The following is a 12613-nucleotide window of genomic DNA, read 5'->3' as shown; positions in this document are numbered from 1 at the left end:
ACTTGAAATTACTAAGTTTCCGAATAAAAAATTATCTTTACCTGCAAGCGAATAGACATATCTTGCTAACAAAAACTCTGTTTTTGCGTTTTATTATATCAAAACAATTCGTCAAAAAAACTTAAACTCCAATGCTGAACAAAATTAACTGTATCCTTTCCTTTTCTTTACTTTTTTCATTCTTACATCTTGGTTTCCAATCTTTTGCCCAAACAGGTGGGATTCGCGGCTATGTACGTAACGACAAGGGAGAACCACTGCCTTTGGCTTCCATTTATGTAAAAAATACACAAGTCGGTACAGCCAGCAACAACGATGCTTATTACGAACTCAAATTAGCAGAAGGTAAGTACCAAATTGTTTTCCAATATCTTTCCTATCAAACCGTTGAAAAAGAGGTAGTCATAGGTAAGGAATTTATCAATTTGGATATACGAATGGAACTACAAACTTACTTGCTAAGAGAGGTAGAGGTAAAAGCAGGAGCAGAAGACCCTGCCTATACCATTATGCGGAAGGCGATAGCGATGAGCAAGGTGCATAAATTGCAGGTAGATGCCTATGATGCAAGGATTTACATGAAAGGAACAGGAAGGATTTTGAATATTCCTTTTTTGCTGGAAAAAAAACTGAAAGAAGAAGGTATAGTAGAGGGGAAAACCTACTTGACCGAAAATATTACTGATTTGCACTTTGAGCAGCCCAATAAGTATGTAAAAAAAGTAATCTCTCTGAGAAGTAGCGATATAGAACCCAAAAGTGCCTCGCCCATGGACTATGTAGAGGCAAGTTTTTACGACCCAAGCATTGCCGACATCGTTTCTCCTCTTTCGCCAAGTGCCTTTGCTTACTACAAATTTTCGCTTGAGTCTGTTTTTCGCGACCAAGGTTTTGAGGTAAACAAAATCAAGGTTACGCCTCGCTCTCGCGGAGATGGAGTTTGGGAGGGCTACATCTACATTGTAGAGAATAAGTGGTGTATCCACAGTTTGCAGTTGGAAACTGAAAAATTGGGCATCAAGATTGGTGTGCAGCAAAACTACTCCCCAGTGCAAGATGGCGTTTTCATGCCAATAACGCACCAAATTAGGATATATGGAAAATATTTAGGCTTTGAGGCAGAGGGGTTTTATGTGGCTTCGGTCAGCAACTACAAACTCAAAGTCAATCCCAATTTTATCCCTGAGGTAAAGCTAATAGATGAAAAAATAGAGAAAGAAAAAGCGGCAGTTGTCAATAAGCAAAACAAGGAGAAACTCAAAAAAGGGGAGCAGGACTTAGAGGAAGCCTTGAAAAATGGACAAGAACTCACCCGTAAAAACTTGAAAAAACTGCTCAAAGAAGCAGAGAAACAACAGCTTGAGAATGAACGCAAACAAACAAAAAAAGGGGAAACCCCTCCAAGCGAGTTGGTTCGCAATGACTCTACGACCATAGATTCTTTGGCATACAAGCGAGGGGCAGATGAGAAGTTTTGGGAAGAGAACCGCACTATTCCCTTGACTGATTTTGAGGAAAAAAGTTATGTGGAACGAGATAGTTTGGTAAAAGTAGATTCTATCAAAAAAACCACCGAAATCAAGGATTCCACAGGCACAGAGGTAAAAGTAAAACAAGCCAAAAAATTTCAAATTGGAGATTTACTTTTTGGAGGAACATATAAAACAGGGAAACAGTCTAATCTTACTCTATCTTCTTGGATTACAGACATTAACTACAATACCGTAGAAGGTTTTGCTTCCGATTTGAAACTGACTTATTTGAGGAGCATGATACTTTCCAAAGAAAAAAAGCGAGCCGGCTACTTAAAAATCTCAGGCTTAACTCGTTACTCCATAGCCCGAGAAATGTTTACAGGTAAAGGAGAAATAGACCTGATGTATAATTTTAGGCGAAAAGGAAGGATTCAGTTAGATGGGGGCAGGTATATCCAACAAATGAGTACAGAATATCCTATACCAATGATTTTGAATACTTTAACCACTTTGGTTTTTGAAAGAAATTGGATGAAGATTTATGAAAGGGATTATGTACGCTTGCGTTGGAACGATGAGGTAAAAAAAGGCTTGGTGCTGAATGCTTCCTTTGAATACGCCAACAGAAATCCCTTGCAGAACTTAGCAGATTACAGGGTCTTTGATTGGAAGGAAAGAGATTTTACTTCTAATAATCCTGAGAATGTAGAAGTTACGGAAACTGCTTTCCCCGCTCATACGGCAGCAACCTTCCAAGCCAATATAGAATACAAACCTTTTTTACAATACGGAATAAAAAATGGAAGGAAATACTTAATAGATGAAAACTCTCCTATTTTAAAGTTTCAATATCGCAAAGGAATGATAGGTGTGGACTATGATTTTCTCTCTTTGGGGATTCAGCATCAGACCAATGTAGGCATCAGAGGTAAGATAGGCTACATGATTGCAGGAGGAGCGTTTTTAAATAAAAATACTATTTATTTTCCTGATTTCAAGCATTTTAACGGAAATCAAATTTTTGTACAATTTGCTGACCCCGTCTCGAGTTTTCGCCTATTAGATTACTACCGATTTAGCACTGCTGACAAATATTTGGAAGGACACGCCTACATTCAGTTTCGCAAGTTCCTGCTAACTCAGTTTATTTACTTACGTTCCTTTGGCTGGAAAGAAAATCTATTTGTCAATCATTTACTTACACCTAAAAATAACTATACAGAAGTAGGCTATGCCTTAGATGGCATCTTACGACTGTTCCGAGTAGAAGCTATCGCCAACTTTGAGAATGGGATTTATAAAAATTGGGGCGTAAGAGTAGGCATTACCACTACTTTTGGGCTAAGAGTAGGCATGGATTAGTTTTTTTAAACTTATTCATGCCTAAAAGGTTTATTCTCTATCAATATGTAACGCTTGCGGTTTATTTTTAAAAAATTATTACTTATACTTTTAAAACCTTGACTGTAAAGAAATGAACAAGATATTTTTTCCTGCTAATCAACGAGGGACAAAGAATAGTGGTTGGCTACGAAGTAACTTTAACTTTAGTTTTAGCAATTACTACAACCCAACTTTGGCTGCTTTTGGTACTCTCATGGCTTTTAATGACGATTTTTTACAAGTAGGCAAAGGATTTGGTGTGCATCCTCATCAAAATATGGAAATTATTTCTATTCTCTTACACGGAGAAATGAATCACAAAGACAGCATGGGTTATAATACAACTATACAGGCAGGAGGAGTACAAATAATGAGTGCCGGGCAAGGTCTTTTCCATGAGGAATACAATGTTGGAGAGGTTGAGGTCAATTTCTTACAAATCTGGATACAGCCTAAGTTGCAAAATATAAAACCTCGCTACCAGCAACGCCTATTCCCAAAGCAAGAAAGAGTAAACCAACTTACTACAGTTGTATCGTCAGAAGAAGGCTTTGAGCATTGCTGGATAAATCAAAATGCCAAAATTTCCTTAGGTTATTTTGAAAAAGCGACGCACTTTGAGTACAATTTTAATAAAACAAATAAATGCGTATTTATTTTTTGCATAGAAGGCTCTTTCCATATTGCTAATCAAACGCTTGTGTCGAGAGATGCTATTGGCATTTGGGATACAGCGCAGATAGAAATTCAGGCTTCAGCAAATTCAGAACTTATCATTATCGAAACCGTTATTAATCAAAAATAATACAAGAACAGTGTAAAAAGGCTTTGGCTTTGCTAAACACAAAGCCAAAGCTCAAAAGCCCCTTATGAAGGTTCGCTTGTTATCAGTAATCCTACAAGGCATGCATAATTTATACAAAAAATTAAACTGAAATGAAACTTACAGCATTTTCTAAAACCAAACTTAATCTATACCGTTTTTCATCATGCGAGTTCAAAAGCCCTCTGCCGTGATAAAACACTCCTATTAGTAGCCTATCATAGGCAAGACATAAACAGTTTTGACTGCTTACTAATTCCTTCGCTTTTTAGGCTTAACTTTTGGTGTATTGCGTTTGTAAAGTGGTTTCCTATAAGTCGGACCTGGTAATGAGGGGTGTTCTACTTTTCGTTTAAGGTTAGTATTAGCACGTCCTTTGGGGGCACCATATACTTTTGTTTTCAAGAAGCCAAACTTATATCCAAGCATGAGTTCGTTTGTTCCCCCTGCTACTCCCTGCAAGTTACCTGTGGCAAAATCTCGGGCATAGCCAAATCGCAAGTTGTTGAAACTTACGCCAAAACCTACCACGGCTCCATAGTCAAAACGATAAGCGGCATTTCCCCAAATGATGTTGTTGTAAGTATATTGTACGCCAAAATCTAACTGTAAAGGTGTATTTTGCACGTACCTTGCCATGACCATTGGTTCTATGCGGTGCATTTCGTCATAAGTTTTCAATGTACATTTGGCTGTGAGTAAGTAGTGCGGTTGCAACTTCAAATTATTGTCGGCTTCGTCTATAGCTCTTACCCCACCGTTTAAAAATTGGGGAATAGAAAAACCTATTTGGAATTTGTCTTTGAAAATATAGTTCATGCCAAAAGCAAACTCCATAGACATATAGTTCCCTGTATTATTGACTATTTTAGGGTCGCTGGGGTGCAAAATGTAGGCTCTGCTAAAATCTATACTAGTCTGGTTGAACCCTCCAGACAAGCCAAAGGAAAAGTAAGAGGAGTTTTCGTACAGATTAAATATGTGGTAAGCATAGCTAAACATCACTTTGTTTTGCCTAAAAATCCCGATATTATCTTGGTAAGCATTGATACCAATACCACTGCGAGATTCATAGAAAGGTAAATCAATGGTGATAAGGTTAGTAACTGGCGCACCTTCAATGCCGTCCCATTGATTGCGATGCGTAATATTTACAGAACCGAATCTGTCTAAACCTGCCCAAGCAGGATTATAAATAAAGGGATTCGCAAAATATTGACTGTAAAGAGGTATTTGCTGAGCAAATACTTTCCCGCTCATCAAGAGGAGTATTCCTACAAAAAAAATCTTCTTCATTCACTTAAAATATGTTTCGTGTTCCTTATTCTTTGGCTATGCGTATGTATGCTTTTGAGGGTTATATGTGTTTCTTATTGTTAAGTTTCTTGTTCCTATTTTTTAATTTTATCTGTTTTTCATTAGGAACAAGAAACGTATATCACAAATAAAGTCGTCAATTAATGATAGAGAATGACCCTTTTTTCGGTCGGCTGGTCAGTCCAAAATTAATGACATAGAAATACACCCCTGTTGGGAGAAGTTCTCCATTAATAGTCCCATCCCAATCATTTTGATAATTTTTCTTTTGGTAAATTTCTTTGCCCCAGCGATTAAAAATGATAATCGTATTTTCAGGATATAACTCTATGTTTTTGACATATAAGACGTCATTCAGCCCATCTCCATTGGGCGTAATCACATCTACCACATCTATATCAGCTTCGTTAATTACTCTCACCAAGACTGTATCTACATTTCTACAGCCTGCCGCATCTATGCCTGTAACTATATACCTTGTAGTTACCCTTGGGCTGGCTATAGGACTGGCGGTAGAATCTCTGTCCAAACCTTCCTTAGGTGTCCATATATAAGCACTTGCACCTGTGGCTAATAGACGCACTCCAAAGCCTATAGTTACAGAGGTATCTTTGCCTGCATCAACTTTGGGCAGTTCTAATAAGCGAATAGGTACGGATAAGCTGGTATCACTAAAACATTTATTACTTGCAATGCGGCGATAGTAGCTTGTCGAGTCTGGAATAGGCGGAGCAAGGTCTTTGCCAACAGCTCTTGGAATATTGACCCAAGTCCTACGGTCTTTGGAAACCTGCCATTGGTATTGGAAAACACCAACATTGTCCACCGGAGTAGTTCCTTTGAGTGTATCGGGCTGTACTCCTCGGCAAACTATCAGCCCTGTACCAAGTATTCTATTATTGGTAGGTCGCTCATTTACCGCTATCAGTACTACATTACTTGTGTCAGAGAAACAAGCCGACTGTACTATGCGCCTAAATTTAGTACTTCTTAGCAAGTCAGGGGTATAATTTCTGGTATTAGCTACTGTTTTCCAAGTACTATCGGTTAGACTTTGTTGCCAAATATAGGTATAAGTACTGTCCCCGCCAGTAGGCAACGACCCCGACAAGCTATCTGCTCTGGCTCCTAAGCAAATCTCTTGGTTATCTCTGATGATGTTATTTCTTACTTTACTTACAAAACGTACCGTTACTACGTTGCTTGTGTCTATCCCACACTGTCTTGCAGTAACTATTCTTCTGTAATAAGAAGTTCTGACAATTCCCTGAGGTTTAAAATTTTGCGAAGTATCAGCTAAAGCCCAATTAATAGAGTCTGTAGATACTTGCCAGCGATATCGATAGCCACCTCCACCGCCCAAAGGAATCGTACCTGTTATTTCTCTAATCTCTTGTCCTTCGCATACGGATTGGTTTCCTCTAATGAGGTTGTTATCAATAGCTTCTACGGTTGTGATACTAATGACATTACTTACGCTTAGCTTACAACCATTGTCTATGACTCTACGAATATAAATTTTTCCTAAAGGCATTTGAGCAGGAGGTCTGTAGCCTATGCCATTGCCTAAGGTATCTACCCTTGCCCAGTTGATAGAGTCAGGAGAAGTTTGCCAAATATATTCAAAGAAACCTTTACCCTGTGGGCGGGTTGCTGTTAGAGAATCTGGTGCCAGATTATTACAGTTCAACTGGCTTGGACTGGTGATTCTATTTTCCCCAAAGTCAAAGGCTCTGGCTACTACTACTACATTGCTCGTATCTGCATAGCATAAACTTCTGACTATTCTACGGAAATAAGTAGTATCTGTAATGCTTTCTAAAGTAAGCCGCAGAGAATCACCGCGATTGTTCCAATTTCTCCTGTCCAAAGAACTCTGCCAAGTATATCTGTACTGACCTCCTCCTCCAATAGGCACATTTCCTGTGAGTTCCACCTTGGTTGTATCCCCATCACAATACACAGGCGTGTTCACTTGGATTCTATTGTTAGCAATGGGTCTGAAAATGTCTATCAATACTGTATTACTTGTATCTCTTTGGCACTGGTTGTAAACAATTCTACGGAAGTAAGTAGGTCTGGTAATAATTCGTTCAGGATAGAACCTCAGCATCGTATCTGCTTTATTAATAGTGTCTGCTCTGACCCATGCTCTTCGGTCTAAAGATGCCTGCCACTGAAACTTGAAGTTAATAGTATCTTTTTGAGTAATGCCTACTGTATCGCCAAGGAAATTAATCCTACCGTTAGGACAAATTGTTTGGTCGCGACCGATGATATTATCTCCAAAAGGTTGTAACACTTTGACGGTAACAATCTTACTTGTATCGACAAAACAAGTTTGGTCGCTGACTATTCTTCTGAAATAAGTAGTAACAAAAACGTCAAAAGGTTTAAAATTTTCCGAACCGTCAGCATCAGTCCACTCCCGTCTGTTAGTAGAGTACTGCCACTGATAATTGTACTGCCCATCGCCACCTGTTACTTGTCTTAGACTTCTCAGTTCTCTGGCTGTATCTCCCAAACATATTACTTGGTCAGAGCCAATCACATTATTGGCTAATTTTCTAAAGTATTTAATGATAACTATGTTACTTGTATCTGGAATACACCTGCCGTCCCGAGCAATCCTTCTAAAATAAGTTACTGTATCAGGTAGAGAACCAATAGTAAGGTTTTGTCCAATGCCGATATTTGTCCAATTTCTTTGGTCTATGCTTCTTTGCCACTGATAGGTAAGTGTTCGCCCTTTCTGCCCTGTGGGAACTGTTCCTTGCAAAACAGGGAAAGGTTCGCCCTCACAAATGCTTTGGTCGCGGTCTATCCTACTCCCCACAATCCGACAAGGGTTGATAATAATGGTAAGTTTCCGATAAAAGGTAAGTCCGGGAACTCTTGTATTCGTAATTTGTAATAAATATCGCCCTTCTTGAGTATTCTTAGTAGCATCAGGAAGTTCCAGCCTACTTTCTGGCGAAGGAGAACTCAGTGCTGTGCCATTTCTAAACCATTGATATAAGTTGTTAGAGCCACTTACGACTATTGTATAAGAAAAAGCATCTCCCTCATCTATAGTAATTACGCTATCCTTAGTGGTGCTATTCCCTATCCGCACCGATGTTCCTAAGGTATCTCTTTCCATGCCATCAGGCAGATATGTAAAAGTAGAAAACTTCCCTATATTAGGCTCTAAACTTCCAAAACCTAATTGATTGTTATTGACGATGAGAGAGCCTAAGGAAGTCAAACCTGACAAGTCTGGAAGAGAGGTAAACTGATTTTTACTAATATTTAGCGTAACTAACTTGGTTAGTCTGGTTATCCCATTGGGGACTGCACCTCGCAGAGAATTATTGGATAGATTTAAAACAGTGAGTTCTGTTAAGTTGCCAATAGAATCTGACAAAGTGCCATTCAACCGGAGTCCTGATAAATTGAGGCTGGTAACTCTACCTGCTGTAAGCGTTACACCACCCCACTGTGTCATAGGTTGAGAAAGATTCCAAGGAACATTGGCTAAGCCCATCCAAGTAGCACCTCTGGTTCTATTATATAAATTCACTAATGCCAAAGAATCTTGACAGCGTGGCGTAGTACAGGCTTGTGCGGTAGCTTCTTGCACAAATGCACATATAGATAGTAGGATAAATAAAATAATGCTATACTTTTTCACTGTATTCCAATAATTTTATTGAACAATTTATGGTATTTATTATTTACGCATCTTTGAGATGAAAAAAGAATTTATATAAGTATCTTTTTCTCAATAGGATATGGATAATTTATTAGTAAGTATGCTTAATGATTAGATAAAATTATTAAATCTTTTCTGATTATGCCAACTTTTTAACATGTAGTATATAGTCTTGTTTTATATCTGATAAAAATTGTACCATGATTGATTTTTCTAAACAAAAAAAGCAAAAAAAGTTTAATTTATTACTTCGTTTCGCAATTTATAATTGTTTTTTCATATAAACTTTTAAGGATATGGTATTTTTACTAATTTAGCTATGTAGTTCCAATTTTTTCAAATCGGACGGTTTCTGATTTGGGAAATCAAACCTACAAGGAATAAAACTTAATCAATAAAGAAAAGAGGTAAGAAAACTTAACCTACACTCCATCAAATGCAGCTAAAAGTCATTAATACAGGCTATTTTAAATTAGACGGTGGGGCTATGTTTGGCGTAGTCCCCAAATCTATGTGGTACAAACTCAATCCTGCTGACCAAAACAATATGTGTACTTGGGCAATGCGTTGTCTTTTGATACAAGACGAAAATCGCCTCATACTCATAGATAATGGCATAGGAAACAAACAAAGTGAAAAATTTTTTAGCTATTACTACTTGCATGGCGAGGATTCCTTAGAAAAATCTTTAAAAGCCATAGGAGTAGATTATCAAGATATTACAGATGCTTTTTTGACGCATTTGCATTTTGACCATTGTGGCGGCGGGGTACGGTATGAAGGGGAAAAGTTAGTTACTACATTTCCCAAAGCCAATTATTGGACAAACGAAGCACATTGGCAGTGGGCTGTCTATCCTAATGCCAGAGAAAAAGCAAGTTTTTTGAAAGAAAACCTACTTCCTATGAAAGAACACCACCAGCTTTCTTGGGTCAAAGAAGCTAAATTTACTGAAAACATAGAGATTATTTTTGTAAACGGGCATACAGAGCAAATGATGCTACCCCTCATTTCCTACAGAGGGCGTAAAATCCTTTACTGTGCCGACTTGTTTCCTTCGCTTGGACATATTCCTTTGCCTTATGTCATGGCTTATGATATAAGACCGCTTCAAACCCTGCAAGAAAAAGAAGATATTTTGAAAAAAGCATTGGCAGAAGATTGGATACTTTTTTTTGAGCATGACCCTATCTATGAGTGTTGTACGCTTCAGCAAACTGCTTCCGGCATAAGGCATAAAGATACTTTTATGCTAAGCGAACTATGAAAACATACCTCAATAAAACAAAAAATTCTGCAAGTTTGGTGCTAAGCCTTATTTTTGGTTTTATTTTTGTAAGATGAAAAAATAATTCAAATGTTACATCATTGAAACTTTTATAGCATACAAATTGCAAGGAATTAGGAAAACTGAAAAAAACTTTATTTTTTTGCAAATAAATTTACAAACCTTAGTTTACCTTTGACCAATTTTGCAATCAACGAATAAGCGATATAGCATACAAAACTTATTTAATAAGAATACTTAAATCCAAAAAGAAATCATACAACATCATCACTATGATTCAAATGAAATTATGGAATCTGCGAAAAGCGAGTTTTTTGTTACAGATTCTTACATTAGCACTACTCTCACAAGCCTGTATTTTTGGGGGAAAGAATAAAAAAGGAGATGGAGAACTGATTGGGGTCTTGAATCGCGAAGGCTGGAAGCAAGAACTACCTTATGGTATGGTTTCTATCCCACCCGGCACATTTCACATGGGACAAGCAGACCAAGATGTAGCGTCCTCTAAAATTGCTATGAACAAGCAAATTACTATTAGTGGTTTCTACATGGACGACACTGAGATTACTAATAATGAGTATAGACAATTTATTCAAGGCAATGACGGTGCTTCTGACGGTGTAAGCAATTTCTTGCCTATTGGTGGTGATAGCTCTATCTTTGCTATTAGATACAATAAAAACACCGCCCTTCCTGAAATAGTTGACCAGCAAGGTATTACAGACGAATTATACCCTGATACCTTAGTGTGGATTAACGACTTTACTCACCACATGGGAGACCCTATGGCTCAGTACTACTATTCGCACCCTGCCTATGACGATTATCCTGTGGTAGGGGTTACTTGGAAAGCAGCAATGCTTTTCTGCGAATGGAGAACTAAGTACATGAATCAAGTAAGAACAGATGATGGTAAATTCCCCATGCCCAACTTCCGCTTACCTTCTGAAGCTGAGTGGGAATACGCCGCAAGAGGCGGTCGTGACATGGCAAAATACCCTTGGGGTAGCCCTTATGTAAGAAATGCAAAAGGTTGTGCCTTAGCTAACTTCAAGCCGGGCAGAGGAAATTACTATGACGACGGTTTCTCCTATACCGCTCCTGTAGCCTCTTATTATGCGAATGATTACGGTTTATACGATATGGCAGGTAACGTGGCTGAGTGGTGTGAAGATGCTTTTAATCCCGCAAGCGTTCCTTTGGTGTGGGATTTGAACCCTACTTATTATGACGGAAATCAACCGTTGAAGCTGATAAGAGGTGGTTCTTGGAAAGATGTAGCTTTCTTGATAGAAACAGGCACAAGGACTTTCGAGCATCAAGATTCTGCTACTTCTTATATCGGTTTCCGTTGTGCAATGACTTATTTAGGACGTTCTTCTGGATTTGAGTTTTAAAGACTTTAACAATTATAACATATTTAAAGCCTGTACTTTTTATAAGTACAGGCTTTTTACTGTTTTGCAGAATAATAAAAAAATCAAAAAAAATCTGTGACTTTTTCTTAGAGCTACGTCTAAATATTAGAAAGTTTAAAAGTGATACAAAAGCAGTTAAAGCAATCAACCTTAAAGCATATTAAAAATTTTTAGCAAAAAGATGTGACTTCCTTCTGACTTTACGTCTAAATGTTGAAAAGTGAAAAAAACGAGAGTGTTTTAAAGATACACTAAAAAAATGAGAAAAATTAAGTGACTTTTTGAAATACTCTCGTCTAAATGTCAAAAGAAAGCAAAATAGAACTAATTGGCTAACTTACCCCTTTGCAAGTAGAACTGATTTAATGACTTAACCGAAATTTAGCTATCCTTGATGATGCCTAATTTCAAAAATGTTTCAAGACCTAAAATTTTAAAGCAATGAGAAAGTTAGAATTTAACGACACTGAACTGATTAATCTCTACAAAAACGGGAACGAGGGAGCATTTGCTACATTAGTACAACGCTACAAAACTCGCTTGCTGGTTTCTATTCAAAACATTGTAAAAGACAGAGAAGAAGCCGAAGACCTCCTGCAAGAAGCACTCATCAAAGCCGTAGATACAATCAAAGCAGGGAAGTACAACGAAGAAGGCAAATTCCTCCCTTGGCTTACTCGAATCGCTCATAATTTAGCCATAGACCATTTTAGAAAACAAAAGAGATTTGTGAAAGTAAGAGTAGATGAGAAAACGAAAATTTCCAATACGATGACTTTCTCTGAGGACTCAGCAGAATCTTCTAAGATTAGAAAAGAAACGCACTCCCAACTTAAATCTATGATTTACGACCTTCCTCAATCGCAAAAGCAAGTATTGATGATGCGTCATTTTATGCACATGAGTTTCCAAGAAATTGCTGATACCACTGGAGTAAGTATCAATACTGCCTTAGGGAGAATGAGATATGCACTGATTAGCCTTCGCAAACGCATTAATGAAAGCGAATATACTGCGGAACAGATGCGTATGGCAAGCTAAACCAGACCAAAACTGGCAAAGAAAAGTAAAAATCAATCAAATCATCAAAACAAACACACTAAAAGTTATTCCTATGGCAACTCTTTTTCCATTCTTATTATTGACTTTGCTTGGTAGCATCATCGCAGTAGTAGTAGTCAAATTGATGCAAAATATGAATGTAGTGGACTAACA

Annotated in this window: 8 protein-coding genes; 6 read left to right on the top strand and 2 right to left on the bottom strand. The window is 37.8% G+C overall.

Annotated elements, in window-relative coordinates; translation table 11 throughout:
• The first annotated feature begins 131 nt into the window (after positions 1-131).
• Together BM141_RS03355 and BM141_RS03350 are read left to right on the top strand one after the other, a co-directional pair.
• Positions 132-2837, top strand: coding sequence for a DUF5686 and carboxypeptidase regulatory-like domain-containing protein (locus BM141_RS03355; protein WP_091540013.1), 2706 nt, complete (start codon positions 132-134; stop codon positions 2835-2837).
• 112 nt (positions 2838-2949) lie between these two features.
• Positions 2950-3663 (top strand): pirin family protein, encoded by a 714-nt coding sequence (locus BM141_RS03350; protein ID WP_091540010.1) that lies wholly within the window; start codon positions 2950-2952, stop codon positions 3661-3663.
• Between the two features lie 270 nt (positions 3664-3933).
• Here the strand turns inward: BM141_RS03350 and BM141_RS03345 are convergent, their stop codons facing one another.
• Positions 3934-4977, bottom strand: coding sequence for a PorP/SprF family type IX secretion system membrane protein (locus BM141_RS03345; RefSeq protein WP_091540008.1), 1044 nt, complete (start codon positions 4975-4977; stop codon positions 3934-3936).
• 157 nt (positions 4978-5134) lie between these two features.
• Positions 5135-8671, bottom strand: coding sequence for a T9SS type B sorting domain-containing protein (locus tag BM141_RS03340; protein ID WP_143090781.1), 3537 nt, complete (start codon positions 8669-8671; stop codon positions 5135-5137).
• A 457-nt stretch (positions 8672-9128) separates the two neighbouring features.
• Between BM141_RS03340 and BM141_RS03335 the strand changes: the two genes are divergently transcribed.
• The 4 genes from BM141_RS03335 to BM141_RS22520 all read left to right on the top strand — a co-directional run bounded on the left by BM141_RS03335 (position 9129) and on the right by BM141_RS22520 (position 12611).
• Positions 9129-9959 (top strand): MBL fold metallo-hydrolase, encoded by an 831-nt coding sequence (locus tag BM141_RS03335; protein WP_091540003.1) that lies wholly within the window; start codon positions 9129-9131, stop codon positions 9957-9959.
• Positions 9960-10261: 302 nt separating this feature from the next.
• The gene (gene porK, locus BM141_RS03325; protein ID WP_091540249.1) at positions 10262-11377 is read left to right on the top strand and encodes a T9SS ring complex lipoprotein PorK/GldK; all 1116 of its coding nucleotides are present in this window, start codon (positions 10262-10264) and stop codon (positions 11375-11377) included.
• A gap of 462 nt (positions 11378-11839) precedes the next feature.
• On the top strand, positions 11840-12439 hold the full coding sequence (locus tag BM141_RS03320) for an RNA polymerase sigma factor (RefSeq protein ID WP_091539997.1): 600 nt from the start codon (positions 11840-11842) through the stop codon (positions 12437-12439).
• Positions 12396-12611 carry a hypothetical protein gene (locus BM141_RS22520; protein WP_143090780.1) on the top strand — a complete coding sequence of 72 codons (216 nt, stop codon included), beginning with the start codon at positions 12396-12398 and terminating at the stop codon, positions 12609-12611. Before BM141_RS03320 ends, BM141_RS22520 begins: the two co-directional genes overlap by 44 nt.
• The last annotated feature ends 2 nt before the right edge of the window (positions 12612-12613 follow it).

It is taken from the genome of Thermoflexibacter ruber (genome assembly GCF_900113045.1).
Taxonomy (GTDB): domain Bacteria; phylum Bacteroidota; class Bacteroidia; order Cytophagales; family Thermoflexibacteraceae; genus Thermoflexibacter; species Thermoflexibacter ruber.
This window is presented reverse-complemented; position numbering and strand designations above follow the sequence as displayed.